This is a genomic window from Carnobacterium sp. GW821-FHT04C06 (assembly GCF_059420345.1).
The window spans coordinates 647,375-666,201 of sequence record NZ_JBWKTN010000001.1 but is presented as its reverse complement, the minus strand read 5'-3'; the positions used below and the strand labels follow the sequence as shown (position 1 = coordinate 666,201).

Here is an 18,827-nt window from a genome sequence, read left to right as displayed (position 1 = left end):
AATTCAATGTTATCGACGTTTTTTTATAAAAAAACAGTTGTATTTTCTAATCGTTAGCATATAATTATAAACATCATTATTTTTATCTTTATTTAAATGAAATGTTACAGGTTTAAATATTTTGTAATAAATTAAATGAAATCATTAGGAGATATTATGAAGATTAACACAGGGTTGAGGGCACTTTTAGTTATTTGTAAATTTTAACGTATTTTAGCCGATGAAAAGCAAATTATACATGAATTTGCATTAGGAGAAAAAAGTGTAACTAGTCAAGAAATTATGGCAATCTCAATTGGGAAATTATGTTAATAGCAAAGCTAAGATATATGTTTCTAAAAATAACTATTTTACTATGCGATTTACTTTGATAGATGAAACAGACTATGATGCTGATTTAGAAAAATATGTTGCGTTGAATTCTATGAATCCAAGCAATATAGATGTTGTAGTTAAATCTGAAATAAAAAATGCTACGTTTAAATTGAACGAAAAAGACAAGGTGGACTTTAAAAAAATCAAAAAATCTAATAATGGCAGTCCAAAAACTGAAATTATTTACAATTTAGAAATTCAAGAATTGATATATTAGAAGGGATGAATCCGTGAGTACCGAGAACACAACAGAAGTTTTAGCCAAAACAATTGATGAAACAAAAGATGTGGTCCAGGCTGATAAAGAGAAAGCTACATTAAAAATCCAAGAGAAAAACGTAAATTTCTAAATCATAAACAAAATTGTCCAAAAAGTCGATTCAATTACTGATGATTTTTAAAAATGGAAATTAAATTAAGCCAATTTCCTAGAAACGCATGCTTATTAAAAACAGGTGGTGGTAGAGTGAAAAAGAAAAAATGGTGGTTAATTAGCCTTTTAATTGTACTAATAACTATTTTAGGAATTGGAGGAAAAAGAGATATGGATAAGCGAGCAACAGAAAAAGAGTACCAACAAGGGATTGAATTAATTCAATCTTACGTTTCAGATTATCTAATGAAAAACTATGAAGGAATTGAAAAAATAGAATGGCAAGGTGTTGGCGTAGAGTGGCGTAACTCACCAATCTATGGCCCTTCTTTATTGGGAAATTATGTTGATAGTGATGTTAAGATATTCGTATCTGAAGATAACTATTTCACTATGACATTTCGGTTAAATGGGGAAACTGAATATAATAGCTCTTTAAAAAAATACGTTAAATTAGACTCATTAAATGCTGAAAATACAGATTCATTCATAAAAATGGAGATAGAAAATTCTACTAGAAAATTAGAGAAAAAAGATAAAATTCCTTTTGAAAAAGTTAAAAAAAATACTGTAGGTAGCCCAAATGCCAAAATTATTTACAATTTAGTTATTTATGAATTGAAGTATTAGGAGGGGAAAGCCTATGGTCAAAGAAATTACAACTGAAGTGTTGGCAAATGCTATTGATGCTACAAAAAAAACTGTAAGAATTGTAGAAAATGATGATACGTTCAGACTAGATTTACCTAATGGAAAACAATATTATACAGTTGTTAACAAAATTGCAAGTAATGATGATAACCAATTAAACGCCATGGCTATAGCTCCTGTCAACGAAGACGGCACCACTGACTATAATAATGTTGCCATAGTGTATGCAGGAACGAATATGCCAAATGAAACAGGTAAAAGTGGCTTTGGGTCAGCCGTTAATGCTTTTAATGGAAATATTTCTGAAGAATATAAGCAAGCAGAAAAATTTTTAAACCAAACTCAAAAAAAAGTTGCCCAAAAAGGTGTTTCAATTACTGATGTCGCAGGTTTTAGTCAATCAGGTGGCTACATGATGAAAATGGCAGGAGAGCACGGGCAAAAATTTGGCTTTAGAACAACCAGTTTTGATGACTGGGGGAAAAATCAATTTAATACATTAACTTATGACGAGCAACAATGGTTGAAAAAGAATCCTGAGTTTTTAATCCGTTATCAAAACGATTCTTGGGCGAATGCGTCAGGACGTGATCGGAAATATGGCACTGTTTCTCAAATTTCAGGAGCAGGATTTGGCGAACATAGCACATTGGCAAAATATTTTGATGGGGATACATTAAACTTAGATCGTTTAGCCAAAGATGGTATTTTTGCACCCAACATGACGTTGGAACAAGCCAAATTAGCCGCAAAAGTATGGGCGAAGAAAAATAGCAAATTTAACCCTTTGGCAAATGACAAATCCGAAGCAAAAAAGAGAGTAGAGGAATATCTTGAGCTCTATGGAAAATATGCAAAAGGTAATGCCAACTTAACCGCATTAAAATCCACTACCGATAAGGGAATAACCAACTTACAAAAAAGTATCGCTGGTGCTTCTGGCAGTAAAAAATCGAATTACGTGTAGATTTAGCGAATGCCGTTGCGAAAAAAGTAAAAATTGTTGGGAAAGAAGCGGAAAAGATTCTAAAAAAAATGCAACAAGACATGGAACATGAAATCAGCGAACTATCTAAAGAAATCCTAAACGGAGCCAACGAAATTCGTCAATACTTATCTTATGCTGAAGTACAGGAAATGATTGCACCTTATGAAAAAAACAAGTTATGGGACAGTGTACAAGCTAATGAGAATATGGGGGAAATCCAACAAGACAAAGAAAAACTAACTACTTTTAGCGAGCAGCTAACGATCATTGCGAAAAATATTCAAGACTACGATGGACAAGCAGGTTCGTCTATGTTTACACCAAAATAATAAAGAAGGGATGGGGCCAGTGAGTGATAAAGAAAAAGAATTTCAGTTAAAATTGGAACGAGAAGGAAAAGCCCGTGAAAGAATGACGATACAAGCGCTAATCACAGCGAAACAAGTACGGATTAGCACCACCAAGCAAACCTCAGTGACCACACTCAATGAACTGTCAGAGGTTATGTATCAACAAACCAATAGTACTGCCAGATGCATTAAAAGGTGCCCTGCAAGGAAAAGGGGCAGATGCAGCTGGAAAATATTTGAAACAATTAACCAAACCAAGCCTTAAGACCCCAATGAAACGAGGTTAAATCTATGGATAATATTGAGTATAAAAATAAGTATAAACAGCTAGAAGAACAGTATTACCAAGAAAAACGAGACATTCAACGACAACAAAAAAAACTAGATGAACAAGTCGTACAATTTAGACGAGAAACTAATCAATTAGTGGATAAAGTGATGTACCTAACAAAGAATGACGATTGGAACAAACAGCAATTTTATAGAAATATGGAAGAAAGCGAAGTATCTATCCGCCAAGAAGGACGTCGCTATTCTCAACAGTTAGAAGAAGAAGAACAACTAACAAAAAGTTATAGAAAAGACCTAGAAAATTTAGACGAACAACGTCAGGCACAACGTTAAGTTTAATAACTTTATCTTCATGTATTCAGGGAAGAATTTCAATTTTAATTATATAAAAAAAGATATTGTTCAAGTTAATGATAATATTCATCTGGCACAAAATGGTTAATAATGAAATAATAATTTTACTCCGCAAAGTCATACGTGCTTTTTTTTGCCGAATGCGGATTCGGTCCTTACGAGTACATAACAATAACTTATGACAAGCTGGAAGTGGAAACGATATATTTTTTTTGGTGTCAGAGATGGCCAAGATATCAGCGAAGATGAATATGGAAATGATGCCTTAATTATTGAAAGTAAGTACTCTGATTTAAATTTTATAAAACAAGATCAACAATTGAAGATTGATTATTCAAATTCAGATAGTATTATGGTCAATTCATGGTTCAGTAGTAGTTTAAAACAGATTGAATCTATTCAAACAACGGATGGATATATTTTGGATACAAGTAAAATGAATCAATTAATTACTAAAATAGCCGAGTTTTCCGATAGTAAGGGAATGACTAGTTTCACTACAATTGAAAAAAATACTAAAGAATATCAAAAAATTTTAAATCAATTTTGAGCGAAATAATTAATTGTTTTATTCATTTGATAGTTTATAAAAATATATATTCTAATATTTACACAACAAAGATTGTATGGTTTAATAATAGGTGTTACTTATTTAGTGTTTTTTTAATTTAAGGAGGAGTTTGAAGTTGCAGAAAAAAAAGATAATTCAATTGGGAATGTTTGCTTTAATGACTGGGGTTGTTTTAGCAGGATGTGGTTCTAAAACTGAGATTCAAAAAGAGGAATCGGTAAAAACTAGTACAAATCAAAAAGAACAAGATAAAAAGAAAGAAATAAAAAAAGAAGAGAATTCTGACAAAATGGAAGCAGAAAAAGCTGCTGGGACGGTTCTTGATTTTGTGTTTAAAGGAAAAAGTTCTGGCCTTAATAATGTTATAGGCATTTCAGGAACAGATATGACTCGAATTGCTGAAGATACAATTTATGATAGTAAAATCAAAGATTATCCTGGAAATGGTTGGTCTTTCCAAATTGATGGCAGTATTTATACGGCCGAAGATATATTCCGTCAGTATTCTAAAGTGTATGTGAAAGGTTTTAAACAAATCGATCATTATCAAATTACTGATGTGGATGTAGAAGGAGATACTGCAACAGTAAAAGTGAAGTTAGATCCAATTGCAATGAACAGTGTTGCAAATGCTATTACATGGACAAGAGCAAATGTTTATGGTAGTTTAGACGCCTCTAAAATGATTGGGGAGTCACAAAATACAGATATTAAAGCAATCAACAATTTACTTACCTTTAAAATCTATGATATTATTTATGGAGATAAAGGAGTTCCAATGGAGCTTTATGGTGAAGATATTGAGATTGAATTGGCTTTAGAAAAAGATGGAGATAAATTTAAAACAGATACAGATGCTGTATTGGATATTATGAAACAAGCTCAAATTAATGAGTATTCTAAAATAGAGAGTAAAGAATCTCAAGAAAAATTATTAGATGACAAGATGGATGGAACAGAACTATAAAAACAAGCCTAAAGCCCTCATTTTTTTGAGGGCTTTTTTTAAGAAATTGAAATGAATCTATTTTTTTAATAAAATAAAGTGGTATAATACAGTTGTTTTGTAAAACCAAAGGAGGATATACATGGGAGAAGTTATCAAAACCTATCAAATGGATTCAAAAGTTCAAAAAAATAGATGGCTGATTTTGATTGCCATTGGTTTGTTTACGTTTATGTCCACACTAGATGGCAGTATTGTGAACATTGCGATACCGGTGATTTCAAAGGCTTTAAATGTGCCAATGAACCAATCGGAATGGATCGTGTCAGTATACTTAATGGCAGTTTGTATTTTTATTTTATTATTTGGAAAAATAGGAGATTTAATTGGGAAAATCAAAGTCTTTCGTTGGGGAACGTTTTTATTTGTCATCGGTTCGCTACTTTGTGGCTTTGAATTTAATTTGTCGTTTTTATTGTTTGCTCGAGTAGTACAGGCGATTGGGGCAAGCATGACGATGTCGACCAATTATGGAATTATCACGGAAATTTTTCCGATTAGCGAACGTGGGAAGGCTTTGGGCTTAATTGGGTCCTTCGTTTCGTTAGGCAGTATTGCAGGGCCAGGTATTGGAGGCATTATTTTAGCTCATTTTGGTTGGTCGTATATTTTTTGGATCAATGTTCCAGTGGGCTTGATTACGATTTTAATGGGAATCAAGATTTTACCTGAAGATTTATTTTTCCGAAAAGAAACGATTGATTACAAAGGTTTTCTTGCCTTTGCATGTATGATTGGCAGTTTGTTTATCGGGATTTTTATTGGGCAAGAAATTGGATTTGGCCACGCTTTGATTTTAGGGCTTTTTGCAGTTGCTATTTTGAGCTTTGTAGCATTTATTCGAATCGAAAAGAACGTGAACAAACCGCTAGTTGATTTAAGCTTGTTTAAAAATGGCTTATTTTCGGTTAGCCTATTTTGTGCCTTTTTGATTTTTGTGGCAAATTTCTTTTTTAATGTAATGATGCCTTTTTATTTACAAGGAACAAGAGGATTGAATCCAAGTCAAGCGGGACTTTTATTGATGGTCTTTCCATTAGTAATGGTGATTGCAGCACCCATTAGTGGGAGTTTATCGGATAAGGTCGGTAGAGAATTGCTGACGTTTATCGGGTTGGCACTAACGACGATTGTACAGTTAGGCTTTGTCTTTATTGATGGAAATACGAATATTGCAGTCTTTATTTTGATGACGGGAATTATGGGGCTGGGAAGTGCACTCTTTCAATCACCAAATAATGCGATTGTCATGTCTTCTGTTTCTAAAAAGGAACTGGGAATTGCGGGCAGTTTAAATTCCTTGGCTAGAAACTTAGGAATGGTCTTTGGCATTTCTTTTGCGACGACGATTTTGTATGTTGCTATGAGCAATAAATCAGGATACAAGGTAACCACGTATTTAGCAGATCAGCCAGAATTATTTGTTTACGGAATGCATGTGACTTTTGGGGTTGCCTTTGTGATTTGCTTAGTCGCAACCATTTTAACCGGACGACGCTTACTAACTGCAAAAGGGAAATCCGCTTAATAAAAAATGTTTATAAGCTAGGGATAAAGCTGGCTTATAAACATTTTTACATAGTAAGATGCTTAATTTTTTGTTAAATGTTGAAGGATAAAAGAGGGAAGTCATTGCAACCTTTTGTGTTTACAAGTAAAATAGAACAAGACAATAATGATGAGAGTAGGTTAATGAAAAATGCCAAATTCTTCAATAAATATGGAAGAAGCCGTAGTGGAAGAACAAACGGCTCAGGAAAAGATGATTCGTGGCTCAGCTTGGATGACTGCAGGCAGTATTTTTTCAAGGGTATTAGGCGCTATTTATATTATTCCTTGGATGGCTTGGATGGGCGGTCAAGCAGAGTTAGCGAATGGCTTGTTTGCTAAGGGATACAATCCCTATTCGCTTTTCTTAGTGATTGCAACAGCAGGTGTACCCTCGGCAATTGCTAAACAAATTTCCTATTATAATGCTCTTGATGAGTATCAAACGGGACGGAAATTGTTTAAAAAAGGCATGATTCTAATGGTAATTACTGGGATTATTTGTTTTTTAGCGATGTATTTACTCGCTCCTATTATGGGGGTTGGAAATCCCGATGAAATTAAGGTGATTCGTTCGCTTAGTTGGGCGTTGTTGATTATTCCAGGGATGAGTTTGATTCGTGGCTATTTTCAAGGGTATCAAGAGATGGCACCCTCAGCGATTTCGCAGCTGATTGAACAGTTTGCTCGTATTATCTTTATGTTGGCTGCAACTTTTTTAATTATGAAAGTTTGGCATGGCGAAATGGTAGATGCGGTTACGGCTTCAACTTTTGCTGCTTTTATCGGAGCCATTTTTAGTTTAGCAGCGTTAGGATATTATTGGTTGCGTCAAAAGGATCGAATGGATGTCCTTGCAGCAGGAAGCTTAAATCAAATTGAAATTTCAACGAACCAGATTTTAGTGGAGATGGTCAAAGAATCCATCCCATTTGTGGTTATTGGTTCAGGAATCACCTTCTTCCAGTTAATCGACCAATACACCTTTGAAAAAATTGTGCTAGCTACGTCAAAAATTACGTCAGATGAAGCAAAAACGTTGTTTGCGTTGTTTGCATTTAATGCTAATAAATTGATTATGATTACCATTTCTATTGCAGTAGCAATGGCGGTTACCTCAATTCCGTTGATTACGGAGGCCTTTACTAAAAATTTAGGCAAAGAAGTGCGTAAGCAAATTTCAACGAATATTCAGTTATTTTCATTTATCATGTTCCCAGCTGCAATTGGCATGGCGATTGTTGCAGAACCATTGTACACGTTGTTTTATAAGCACAGTGATTTAGGAACAACGATTTTACAGCTTTCATCGTATATGAGTATTATTTTAGGACTATTTACAGTTTTATCTGCGCTTCTTCAATCCTTGAATCAAAATCGTTATGCGATTTTCTGTTTAATTGTAGGGATTGGTGTTAAAGGTGCAGTTCAGTATCCGTTAGTATCGATGTTCCAAGCTCAAGGAGCACTTTATGCAACGATTTTTGGTTTTACGGTGTCTTGCGCGATGATGTTGGTATCATTACAAAAGTTAACCCATTTTCATGTGAAATTTGTGCTAAAACGATTGTTGCTGATTGTGATCATGACCGTGATTATGGCACTTGTAACGATTGTGGTTCGGGAAGCTTGTTACTTGTTTATTAGCCCGATGGATCGTGGTTTGGCATTAGTCGTGATGCTCTTATCAGCAGGCGTTGGTGGTTTTGCTTATATGTATTTGACGTTAAAAACAAGACTGGCTGATCGTTTACTCGGTGATAAGGTTGCAGGCTTAAGAAGAAGATTGAAAATCAAATAACCAAAAAGGTATCTGGAATTGATGGAAATACTCCATGTTGCAGGTATCTTTTTTAGAAGGGAAGTCTGACATGCGTTTAGATAAATTTTTAGCCCATACAGGCTTTGGTACAAGAAAAGAAACAAAGGATTTATTGAAAAAAAAAGCAGTTGAAGTGAATGGTGTATGCGTAAAGGATGGCAAATTTCAAGTTAAACCGGTTGTCGATCAAGTGGCTGTTTATGGTGAAGCAGTAGCGTATCAAGAATTTATTTATTTAATGCTGCATAAGCCACAGGGGGTTGTAAGTGCGACGATTGATAATGTGAATCCAACAGTAATTGATTTGTTGACGCCGGCTGAGCAAAATTTTGAGCTTTTTCCTGTTGGACGTTTGGATAAAGACACAGAAGGTCTGTTGATTTTAACCAATGATGGTGTGTTAGCTCACGAGCTGCTTTCTCCTAAGAAGCATGTTGCAAAGCGCTATGAAGCTACTATAGAAGGAATTGTTACGCAAGAGGATAGTGATGCTTTTAAAAAAGGGATTGTCTTGTCTGACGGCTACCAATGCCAGCCAGCAGAGCTAGAAATTGTCAGTGTGATGCCTGACGAAGGGACTTCCTCGATTTTTGTGACGATTCATGAAGGGAAATTTCATCAAGTGAAACGAATGTTTGAAGCTTGTGGAAAAAAGGTTGTCTATTTAAAACGAGCCGCCATGGGATTGTTGGAACTAGATCCTACCTTACCACTTGGCAAGTATCGACCGCTTACACAAGAAGAGCTGAATTTATTAAAAGGAATAGACTAAAAAAGAGAGACACTTCATTTTATAGAAGTGCCTCTCTTTTATTTTAAAAATCAAATTTTGTAGCATAATCCTTCATGACGCAAGGAATCCGTTGGATAATTTGAGAAGGAAGTGTCACATAATGCGTTTTTGCTAAATCATCACTGATTCGACTATGAAGGTAAACAGCTGCCAAAATGGCTGTTTTACGGTTTGGAAATTGCGCTAAAAAGCCAGCTAACATGCCGGTTAATGTGTCCCCCATACCACCAGTTGCCATTGCAGGCGTTCCTGCTTCGTTTTTCCAGACTTCATCTTCAAAATAAATTTCTGAATGGTGTTTTTTTAAGACTACTTCTGCCCCTAATTGTTTTCTGAAATGCGCATTTAAATCTTTCGTTTGTTCTTCAATCGTTAAATGGCTCAGTCGTTGCCATTCTCCTAAGTGAGGAGTATAAACGGTTTGTGCTACAGGTGTTTTAAGATTTTCAGAAGCCATTAAGGTAATCGCATCTCCATCAATGACAAGTCTTTGTTGAGGCGTACATGCAGCTAAAACAGCCTTTAAAATTAGTTGCGACTGGTCATCTAGCCCTAAGCCAGGACCAATAACGACGGTTGTCGCTTTTTTCATATGATGAATGACTTTTGCTGTATCATAACCATCAATCACCATTGCTTCAGGTAATCTAGCGTGAAGTGCTGTATGGTTGCTTGGATGAGTTGCGACTGTAACAAGACCAGCTCCACTATAAACAGCAGCACTTGCGGCTAAAATAATTGCTCCTCCTAACTCTTGATTGCCACCAATTAAGAGAACATGACCGTAATTCCCTTTGTAGCTTTCATTTTTTCGTTTTGGTAAAATTCCTTGTACAATATTTTGATTTAATTCTTTCATTATTTATTCCTCCTTGATTCCCGATGTTCTCTTCTATTATAATAGGAATCTCATGGATTTGCACGAAATGAATTTTTTTAGAAAATTGCTATCCTTGGATTGGTAAATATCGTAAAAAGTGATATGATTAAGATGTTGAAAATCAAGAAAAGGAGTGTTGATAAATGTCAATTGATTGGAAAAAAGAAGTAGAAAGTAGAAAAGACGATTTATTTGCGGATCTATTTACTTTATTAAAAATTGATAGTGTAAGAGACGATAGCAAAGCTTCAGAGGATGCACCAGTAGGTCCAGGACCAAAAGAAGCACTGTTAAAATTTTTAGAAATTGGCGCTCGTGATGGCTTTGTGACTAAAAATGTTGGCAATTTAGCTGGGCATATTGAATATGGTGCAGGGGATGAAACTTTAGGCGTTTTTGCTCACGTAGATGTCGTTCCTGTTGGAAGTGGCTGGACAAATCCTCCATTTGAGCCAGTAATCAAAGATGGGCGTTTATATGCACGTGGTTCAAGTGATGATAAAGGACCTGGAATGGCTGGTTACTACGCTTTGAAAATCATTAAAGAATTAGGCTTACCAGTTTCTAAACGTGTTCGTTTTATTATTGGAACAGATGAAGAAAGTGGTTGGAAATGTATGGATCACTATCTAGCAGTTGAAGAAACACCTGATTTTGGTTTTTCTCCAGATGCAGAGTTCCCAATTATCAATGGAGAAAAAGGGATTTTAACGGTTCAATTAAGCTTTGGTGGAAATACTGAAGGCGGAGCAAATGAATTAATCAGCTTTAACTCAGGCTTACGTGAAAACATGGTCCCACAAGATGCTAAAGCCATTTTTATTTCAGAAGATGCAACTAAAATTGAAAAAGACTTCTTTGATTTTGTGGAACAAAATCCAATTACTGGAACTTGCCATATCGAAGGCAACCAAGTAACCATTGAAGTAGTTGGGAAAGGCGCTCATGGAATGGAACCAAAAGCTGGAATCAATGCGGCTACTTATTTGGCAACATTCTTAACAAACTATTCATTTGGTAGCGATGCTAAGCATTACTTGGCTTTAACGGCTGAATATCTACACGACGATTCAAGAGCAGCTAAACTTGGGTTGAATTATGTAGACGCTGTGATGGGAGACCTAACAGTTAATCCTGGTGTGTTTAATTTTACAGCAAAAGAGGGCGGTTCAATCGCTTTGAATTTCCGTTTCCCACAAGGAATTACCATTGAAGAAATTGAAGCTGGCCTTGCAAGTAAATTAGCTGATTTTGGTGTGACGTTGTCTCGTGGCAAAGCACAAACGCCTCACTATGTACCAGCGGATGACCCATTGGTTCAAACCTTACTTGATGTGTATGAAAAACATACGGGTGAAAAAGGAGTTGAAAAAACCATTGGTGGCGGAACTTATGGTCGCTTATTAAAACGTGGAGTAGCCTACGGCGCGATGTTCCCAAATAGCATCGATACAATGCACCAAACCGATGAATTTATGGCGATTGATGATATTATCAATGCAACGGTTATTTACGCAGATGCGATTTATCAATTGATTAAAAGTGAAGATTAACATTTAATGGAAATAAAAAAGCGATGAAGAAGTGTGGTAAAAACCACATTTTTTCATCGCTTTTTTTAAGCAGATTTTTTAATAAACAAACTATTTATTTAGATGTTGAATAGCGTAGTCTGCTTCTTCTTGAGTGAATTGTTCGCCATGTTCAGAAGTTAATTGATCTCGGATCGCTTCAGGGGACATAGACATCGTTTTTTGATAACTTTCAGCTTTTTTAAGAGCATTCTCATTCCAGTCAGCTTTAATATTATCAATCGCATATTGAGCAGCCTCAGGAGAGAATTTATCACCATATTCTGAAGTTAATTGATTTTGTATGCCAATTTTAGACATAAACATCAATTTAGCGTAAGAGTTCGCTTTTTTAAGGGCAGATGTATACTCAACAGGCACCTCTTTTTCAGGTGCGGGTTCGTTACTTTCTGTCGAATCAGTAGTGCTCTTATTTTCTGATTTAGCTTCTGTTTTTCCAGTTTTAGTTGAAGTATCCTTGTCACTTCCTCCAAGTGAATCAACGATAAAAAATAATACTAATACAGCAATAACCCAAACCCACCATTTTTTGTAAAAAGGCTTTTTCTTTACATAAACATTTCCATTCTCATCTTTAATCTTCTTAGCCATAATAAGCTCCTTTTTTTGAGTAAAATAACTTTGAATACCAACGGGTAAAGTTATTTTATTCTGTATATAATTGATCAAACTGTATGATTATACCATAATCTTTATCTGGTAACCATAAAAAAAATGGTATTTATATAACTAAAATCAAGAGTTTTTTTGAAGAATCTTCATGAAAAGAATCTAAACATAATAGAATGATTATTTCCTGAATAGTATATAGATTACTATTATTTTTTTAAATTTTTAGTTTTAAAGGTAAAATTAAAAAAATTCCTTTAGATCCAATGAAAAACCAAATAAGTTAATTATGAGTAAATCGCATTAATCGATTTTAGTTTTATGGACAGGCTAAGTTATAAAGGGCCTAAATAAAAAAAATGAACATAGAAAAGGCTGCTACAAAAGAAAAGTAGCAGCAGTTATCTTGTTTTTAGCCGAATGGCGTATCGCCATATGTTGAAGAATTTCCAACAGTTAAAATTAAATACAATAAATTATTGATATTCATTTTGTTATCCTCCTGTTATATGATATTATAATAATGTTGAACTTGTTATCATCATATAACAGTTGTTTGTTAAAAGCAACAAAAATTTGAAAGGGGAAGTTAAAGTGATCATTTTAGGGGAGAAAGTAAAAGAGTTAAGAAAGAATAAACGATTTAGTCAAAAGCAATTAGCAGAAGGTATCTGTACCCAAGTAACAATTAGTAAAATTGAAAATCACAATAGTATCCCAACGATGAACATTTTAAGTAAATTATGTGAAAGACTAGATGTTGACATCCACGATATATGTATTAATGAAGGTGATTCTAATGAAAATTATGTAATTTTTCAACAAGTGGATCAACTTTGTGACCTTTTTCAATACAAAGAAGCTTATGAAATTTTAAAGATAAAACTCAATGAAGAGCGTCTTTCAACGTTACATGAAAAAAAGATGTATTTTTATTTGATGGGGAAAATTTTGTTAATGGGCTTTAATGATATTGAAGAAGCGTTACATTATTTAAACTTAGAGTTAATTGTAGATCGTAGTGAACGAGTTGATTTTACAGATGTCTTGGTTTCTAATACGATTGGGGTAGCCTATCATTTAAAAGAGGAAACGAACAAAGCAAAAATCTATTTTGAACAATCGATTCGTGAGTTAGAAAAAATATCTAATATTGATTTAAAGAATTTAGACAAAATTTTATTGATTTACTTTAATACAGCTAAGTTTTATTCAGATATTGGTGATTATCAAGAAGCAGTCACTCTTTGCGAAACGGGTATTCAAATGGCAGAATCTGAAAAAACAACTTCGCAACTAGATAAACTCTATTATGAAAAAGCTTTTAATGAGGCAATGAATGGACAATTAGCAGAAGCAAAGAAAGGTTATTTTATCGCGATGGCCTTTGCGATTATGAATCAAAATGATGTGATTATTGAGATAATCAAGAAAAATATGCATAAATTTAAACTGACATTTGATGAGTTGTTTATTTGATTGAAGAAAAAGGGTAATTACTAGCTAAAAACAAAAGGTTTGTTATGATAAAGGTAATAAGAAAGTAGGTGCTGAAAATGAGTTATAAAATTACATTTCATACAGTTGATGGAAAAGCAATTATTGTCGATGATGTTGTTGCAGAAAATCAAGTAGATGCATGGAAAGAAGTATGTGAACTAAATAGTGAAGGTTATTTGATTACTGTTAATAGTCGCCAAACTCTTCATCAAGTAATGAAACATCAGTTGGTAAGCATTGAAACCAAGGACAAGTCTGCTTCTTCTTTTAAAAATACGGAGACGGCAATGACGGCAATCGATGCATTGTCAAATATGGGCATTTAAACAAAGAAGCACTTTAGTTCATTTTAACTAAAGTGTTTTTTTGCTGTCATTTCAAAGATTTGGAGTAAGGATGAATGAATTTGATAGGTAACACCTGCGTAAAAAATTGTTACGGAAGGGTTATCATATAAATGGTTGTCTTTATCAATTAACCAGATATCTAAGGGAACCCCGTCAATGGTTGATTCAGGATCGAGTGTTACACACGTCCATTCGCCAACTAAATTTGCATAAAGATAGCGCAAAATAGGACACCTCACTTTCAATTTTAGTATAGCGAATTTTTTCTAAAAATAAAAGGTGTTTTTTAAATTTGTATAAAAATAGTCAAAAGCAAGTGTATGCTTTTGACTATTTTTAGATGCCTACAAAGCATTTAAATAAATACGGCGACTAATTTCTAACGTTTGATCACGGCGTTCTGAAATAGCTGTTAACTGATGTTTTTCAAGTTGAGCAACAAGTGGTTCCACCACTTCTTCACCTAAATCGTACTCTTTAAAGTGAGTAGGTGCCCCAAGTTGTTCAAAAAAGGCGCGGGTTTTTGAAATCGCTAATTGAATTTTTTCATCCTCTGTTGCATCTGTAATATGCCAGACACGTTCCGCATATTGAATTAATTTTTCACGTTTTTCATGTTGACGGATTTCCATTAAAGAAGGCAATACAATAGCTAATGTTCGTGCATGGTCAATATGATACAAGGCAGTAATCTCATGGCCTAAACTATGACTTGCCCAGTCTTGAGGAACTCCAGGAGCTAGAATACGATTTAGCGCATTTGTAGCAGTCCACATAAAGTTAGCTCGTAAATTATAATCATGATTCTTTTCATCAATAACCTTTGGTCCAATTTCAATCAGTGTTTGTAATAACCCTTCTGAAAAACGGTCTTGCACCATGCCGCCAACTGGATAAGTTAAATATTGCTCCATAATATGAACAAAGGAGTCAATTACGCCATTTGCTAATTGTCTAGTTGGTAGTGTGTACGTTAATTCAGGCTCTAAAATTGAAAATTTAGGGAAGGAAAAGGGGCTGCCAAAAGATAGCTTGGCCTTCTTTTCAACAAAAGTAACCACTGCGCCATTATTCATTTCTGAACCTGTTGCTGGTAAGGTTAACACAGTACCAAATGGTAGGGATTTAGTAACAGGCAAACCTTTGCCAATACCAGCGCCGAAGATATCAATCGGATCTCCATCAAAAATAGCACCTGCTGCGATAAATTTCGTTCCATCAATAACTGATCCTCCGCCGACAGCTAATAGGAATTCATAGTTTTCTGCCTTTACTAATTCTACAGCCTTCATTAAGGTTTCATATGTTGGGTTGGCTTCGATTCCACCAAATTCTCCAATCGTACGGTTTGGTAAAGCTTCTTTGACCTTATCTAATGTTCCGAAACGAACGACACTTCCACCGCCATATAAAATCAGTACCTTTTTATTCTTAGGAACTAAACGATCTAGTTCAGGAATACGATTTTTCCCAAAGACGATTTCTGTGGGATTGTAAAAATTAAAATTTGAAATTTCAGTTTGCATAAAACACCATCCTAAATGTGAGACTTTAAAGTAAGTATACTCCTAACAAGCACACATAGAAAGTAATAAACTCTATTAAAAAAGACGAATCCTATTCGATTCATCTCTTTTAATTAATTTTTTCGACAGTCACATGAGGCAATTCTTGCAAAGCTTGAACCAGTTCCATTTCTTCTTCGTAATTTTTAGTCCGAATGGTGAAAGAAACGTGATAGACTTTTGTTTCTTCAAAAATTTCTCGTTTCGATTCAAAAGTTTGATAAATTTTTTGTTTGCTTTGCATGAGCTCTGTAATCTTAGGTAAGGAATCTGCTTTTGTTGTAGAAATTTGAAAAGAAGTTGTGTGATGTTCTATTTTTCGAAACATCAGATTCGATAGTTCAAAACCAACTAGCGTTAAAATGGTAGCACTCACACTAATCCAATACATGCCACCACCAACAGCTAAACCAATACCAGAAGTTGCCCAAATACCAGCCGCACTGGTCAAACCTACCACACTTTGTTTTTGAATGATAATCATACCAGCTCCAATAAAGCCAATACCGCTGACAACTTGTGCAGCTACACGACTCACATCTAAGCTATAGCCAGGTTGACCCACAACGTCCCCAAATCCATGTTGAGAGACAATCATTAAAAGGGCACTTCCTAAACAAACTAAAAAATGTGTCCGAATCCCAGCTTCTTTTGCACGGAACTCACGATCTACACCAATGATTCCGCCTAAAAAACTGGCTAAAATTAAGCGTAATAATAAAATCCAATCCATTTTCATCAGTCCTTTTGTTAACAATTCTTACTATATAGTATAGCATAAGAAAACCAGAAGAGGGCTTGTAATAATTTGCCACTAGCTTGTTACAAAACTAATATAATATTACAAGGAGTGCTATGCTATAATTTAGAAAACGAAAACAAGATTCAAAGGAGGACACTGTGAAAAAAATCATTCAACTAAGTTTAATTTCAACACTGCTATTGTCAACACTTTCCGTTTTACCAGCAACTCAAGTATCAGCGGAAACTACTGAAGAAATAAATCAAAAACAACAAGAACTCGATTCAAAATCAGCAACTGTTGAAAATGGAATCGAAGCTACTGAGGAATCATTAAAATCATTAGAAACTGAAAAAAGTACCTTAGAAAAAGAAGTTCAATCTCTACAAAAACAAATCGATGAGGTCATGAAAAAATTAGAAGAGCAACAAGTAAACTTAAAAGATTCAGAAGTAAAAATCAATGAGTTAAAAGAAAAAATAGCTACTTTAGAAGACCGAATTCAACAACGTACACAGAAATTAGAAAACCAAGCTCGCTTCGTCCAAACGGATGGCGACACACATAGTCTAGCAACGATTGTTTTAACTGCTGAAAATTTTTCTGATTTAATTGGAAAAGTAACGGCCGTGACTCAATTGGTGTATGCAAACAAACAAATTGTAACGGATCAAGAAAACGATCAAAAAGAATTAAAAACAGCTGAAACTGCAGCTATTAATGAAAAAAAGATAGCTGAAAATTTAAAAAATGAAATTGAACGTTCGAAGAATAATTTGTATGCTCAAAAATCAGAATTAGATGATAAAATCCTTCAAATTGCAACAAAATATCAACTTACGGAAGCCGAAAAAAACACCTTGATTTCGGAAAAAAATACAATTGCTACTCAAACAAGTAAACTTACCAGTGATTTAAAAGCTGAGCAAGATCGCATTGTGGCTGAGCAAGCAGCAAAAGTTGCAGCAGATAAGAAGGCGGAAGAAATGGCGACGCCAACAACTAATACTCCGCCAGCTAGCAATGAAGGAACGCCGACCCCTCCAAATACAGGAGGAACAACCTTTATTCGACCAAGTAATGGATACGTATCGTCACCATTTGGTTATCGTAGCGATCCTTTTACAGGAGCACAAACCTTCCATAAAGGAATCGATTTAGCAGGAAGTGGAGCAATTAAAGCAGCTGCTGACGGCGTTGTAGAGTATTCAAATTACAACAATGGCGGTTATGGTTATTTAGTAATCATCAATCATGGCGCTATTAACGGCGTCAATTATCAAACATACTATGCTCATATGGCACCTGGAAGCCTAACAATGGTGGCAGGACAAACGGTTCGTCAAGGGCAACAAATTGGGGTTATGGGAACAAGTGGTTCCTCAACCGGTGTGCATCTTCATTTTGAAGTTCGAGAAAATGGCACACCAGTGAATCCAGCACCATTTATTGGATTGTAATTATCTGTTATACTAGTTAAGACGTCACAAAAATAAACCAAACCAAGCGTCTTTTGAGTTTACTCAAAGGACGCTTTTAGTTAAGAGCGAACTAGGAGGCAATAACGATGGAGACAATTCTATCTGTTAAAAATGAACGAGTAAAACAATGGAAAAAATTACAAACGAGAAAAGGCAGAGAAAAAGCAAAACGTTATTTGATTGAAGGGTTTCATTTAGTAGAAGAGGCGATTCACTATGATGCACCGATTGTTGAACTTTTAATCAGTGAAGAACATGAGGACTTAGCTTTTAAATACCCACTAGATAAACAAGTTATGATTTCAAAAGAAATTGCCAATCAATTAAGCGAAACACCTACAACGCAAGGTGTGTTCGCGGTAATTTCCTTAGAGAAAAATCAAGCAACGCCAACTTTTACCAAGCCATTTCTATGTTTAGATACTGTGCAAGACCCTGGCAATTTAGGAACGATGATTCGTACAGCCGATGCTGCGGGGTTTGGTGGAGTCGTGTTAGGCAGTGGAACAGTGGATATGTATAATAGCAAAGTTTTACGTTCAATGCAGGGAAGCCACTTTCATTTACCTATCTTTGAAGGTGATTTAACTGAATGGTTTGAAACGTTTAAGCAGCAGAATGTTCCTATTTATGGGACAGAGTTAAACGAAGCCGCTGTTAGCTACACGAGTATTCCTAAAACAGATGCATTTGCTATCGTAATGGGCAATGAAGGCAATGGGATGCAGGCTGATTTATTAGCTAAAACAACTAAGAATCTCTATATTCCAATAACAGGAAAAGCAGAGTCCTTAAATGTTGCTGTAGCAGCAGGAATTTTAATGTTTACATTGAAAAAATAAGTTGTGACAAAAAAGTTAAGGATTGTTTAAAATTCTATAAATTGAATTCCTTCTACTATTAATCGTAGTAAAAAGGTGTAAAATAGAAGTTAGCAAGAAAATAGTAGAGCGATTCAGCTTCATATCAAGAACTCTAAAAAAAGGAAG

General features: G+C 34.8%; 21 protein-coding genes. 16 read left to right on the top strand and 5 right to left on the bottom strand.

The features are described from left to right. The first annotated feature begins 295 nt into the window (after positions 1 to 295). The 11 genes from AC07SW_RS03235 (at position 296) to AC07SW_RS03185 (ending at position 9,101) form a co-directional block, all read left to right on the top strand. Positions 296 to 592 carry a hypothetical protein gene (locus AC07SW_RS03235; protein ID WP_135024297.1) on the top strand — a complete coding sequence of 99 codons (297 nt, stop codon included), beginning with the start codon at positions 296 to 298 and terminating at the stop codon, positions 590 to 592. Between the two features lie 249 nt (positions 593 to 841). Continuing rightward, the gene (locus AC07SW_RS03230; RefSeq protein ID WP_311907963.1) at positions 842 to 1,378 is read left to right on the top strand and encodes a hypothetical protein; all 537 of its coding nucleotides are present in this window, start codon (positions 842 to 844) and stop codon (positions 1,376 to 1,378) included. Positions 1,379 to 1,391: 13 nt separating this feature from the next. Next, positions 1,392 to 2,366 (top strand): hypothetical protein, encoded by a 975-nt coding sequence (locus AC07SW_RS03225; protein ID WP_337678085.1) that lies wholly within the window; start codon positions 1,392 to 1,394, stop codon positions 2,364 to 2,366. Positions 2,367 to 2,434: 68 nt separating this feature from the next. Continuing rightward, a complete protein-coding gene (locus tag AC07SW_RS03220) occupies positions 2,435 to 2,716 on the top strand; it encodes a hypothetical protein (protein WP_337678084.1) in 282 nt (93 codons plus the stop codon). A 158-nt stretch (positions 2,717 to 2,874) separates the two neighbouring features. Then, positions 2,875 to 3,024, top strand: coding sequence for a hypothetical protein (locus tag AC07SW_RS03215; RefSeq protein ID WP_238328700.1), 150 nt, complete (start codon positions 2,875 to 2,877; stop codon positions 3,022 to 3,024). Between the two features lie 4 nt (positions 3,025 to 3,028). Continuing rightward, positions 3,029 to 3,361 carry a hypothetical protein gene (locus AC07SW_RS03210; protein WP_463684308.1) on the top strand — a complete coding sequence of 111 codons (333 nt, stop codon included), beginning with the start codon at positions 3,029 to 3,031 and terminating at the stop codon, positions 3,359 to 3,361. 199 nt (positions 3,362 to 3,560) lie between these two features. Further along, positions 3,561 to 3,932, top strand: coding sequence for a calcium-binding protein (locus AC07SW_RS03205; RefSeq protein ID WP_135024291.1), 372 nt, complete (start codon positions 3,561 to 3,563; stop codon positions 3,930 to 3,932). Positions 3,933 to 4,068: 136 nt separating this feature from the next. Next, positions 4,069 to 4,920, top strand: a complete 852-nt coding sequence (locus AC07SW_RS03200) for a hypothetical protein (protein ID WP_135024288.1) — start codon at positions 4,069 to 4,071, stop codon at positions 4,918 to 4,920. Positions 4,921 to 5,041: 121 nt separating this feature from the next. After that, positions 5,042 to 6,487, top strand: coding sequence for an MFS transporter (locus tag AC07SW_RS03195; protein WP_034568682.1), 1,446 nt, complete (start codon positions 5,042 to 5,044; stop codon positions 6,485 to 6,487). 171 nt (positions 6,488 to 6,658) lie between these two features. Then, complete coding sequence (locus AC07SW_RS03190; protein WP_135024283.1) at positions 6,659 to 8,308, top strand: putative polysaccharide biosynthesis protein; 1,650 nt, start codon at positions 6,659 to 6,661, stop codon at positions 8,306 to 8,308. Between the two features lie 70 nt (positions 8,309 to 8,378). Beyond that, positions 8,379 to 9,101 carry a pseudouridine synthase gene (locus AC07SW_RS03185; RefSeq protein WP_135024280.1) on the top strand — a complete coding sequence of 241 codons (723 nt, stop codon included), beginning with the start codon at positions 8,379 to 8,381 and terminating at the stop codon, positions 9,099 to 9,101. 43 nt (positions 9,102 to 9,144) lie between these two features. Here the strand turns inward: AC07SW_RS03185 and AC07SW_RS03180 are convergent, their stop codons facing one another. After that, on the bottom strand, positions 9,145 to 9,981 hold the full coding sequence (locus tag AC07SW_RS03180; protein WP_135022048.1) for an NAD(P)H-hydrate dehydratase: 837 nt from the start codon (positions 9,979 to 9,981) through the stop codon (positions 9,145 to 9,147). A 164-nt stretch (positions 9,982 to 10,145) separates the two neighbouring features. Here AC07SW_RS03180 and pepV point away from each other — a divergent pair, with 164 nt between their 5' ends. Then, positions 10,146 to 11,555, top strand: coding sequence for a dipeptidase PepV (gene pepV, locus AC07SW_RS03175; protein ID WP_119908323.1), 1,410 nt, complete (start codon positions 10,146 to 10,148; stop codon positions 11,553 to 11,555). Positions 11,556 to 11,645: 90 nt separating this feature from the next. Here the strand turns inward: pepV and AC07SW_RS03170 are convergent, their stop codons facing one another. After that, on the bottom strand, positions 11,646 to 12,185 hold the full coding sequence (locus AC07SW_RS03170; protein WP_119908322.1) for an Ltp family lipoprotein: 540 nt from the start codon (positions 12,183 to 12,185) through the stop codon (positions 11,646 to 11,648). Positions 12,186 to 12,797: 612 nt separating this feature from the next. Between AC07SW_RS03170 and AC07SW_RS03165 the strand changes: the two genes are divergently transcribed. Then, a complete protein-coding gene (locus AC07SW_RS03165) occupies positions 12,798 to 13,682 on the top strand; it encodes a helix-turn-helix domain-containing protein (RefSeq protein WP_494632213.1) in 885 nt (294 codons plus the stop codon). 77 nt (positions 13,683 to 13,759) lie between these two features. Next, positions 13,760 to 14,029: a hypothetical protein gene (locus tag AC07SW_RS03160; RefSeq protein ID WP_034568691.1), complete on the top strand. Its 270-nt coding sequence runs from the start codon at positions 13,760 to 13,762 to the stop codon at positions 14,027 to 14,029. Positions 14,030 to 14,052: 23 nt separating this feature from the next. On the opposite strand, the gene AC07SW_RS03155 is transcribed toward AC07SW_RS03160, so the two are convergent. From AC07SW_RS03155 to AC07SW_RS03145, 3 genes are all read right to left on the bottom strand, one after another. Next, entirely contained in the window at positions 14,053 to 14,274 is a 222-nt protein-coding gene (locus tag AC07SW_RS03155; protein ID WP_034568693.1) for a hypothetical protein, read from the bottom strand. A gap of 120 nt (positions 14,275 to 14,394) precedes the next feature. Beyond that, positions 14,395 to 15,576 carry an iron-containing alcohol dehydrogenase gene (locus AC07SW_RS03150; protein WP_034568695.1) on the bottom strand — a complete coding sequence of 394 codons (1,182 nt, stop codon included), beginning with the start codon at positions 15,574 to 15,576 and terminating at the stop codon, positions 14,395 to 14,397. Positions 15,577 to 15,685: 109 nt separating this feature from the next. After that, a complete protein-coding gene (locus tag AC07SW_RS03145; RefSeq protein ID WP_238328340.1) occupies positions 15,686 to 16,348 on the bottom strand; it encodes an MgtC/SapB family protein in 663 nt (220 codons plus the stop codon). 167 nt (positions 16,349 to 16,515) lie between these two features. On the opposite strand from AC07SW_RS03145, the gene AC07SW_RS03140 reads away from it, so the two are divergent. Both AC07SW_RS03140 and AC07SW_RS03135 read left to right on the top strand, forming a co-directional pair. Next, positions 16,516 to 17,817: a murein hydrolase activator EnvC family protein gene (locus AC07SW_RS03140; RefSeq protein WP_311780855.1), complete on the top strand. Its 1,302-nt coding sequence runs from the start codon at positions 16,516 to 16,518 to the stop codon at positions 17,815 to 17,817. A gap of 107 nt (positions 17,818 to 17,924) precedes the next feature. Continuing rightward, on the top strand, positions 17,925 to 18,680 hold the full coding sequence (locus AC07SW_RS03135) for a TrmH family RNA methyltransferase (RefSeq protein WP_135016917.1): 756 nt from the start codon (positions 17,925 to 17,927) through the stop codon (positions 18,678 to 18,680). Positions 18,681 to 18,827 lie beyond the last annotated feature (147 nt).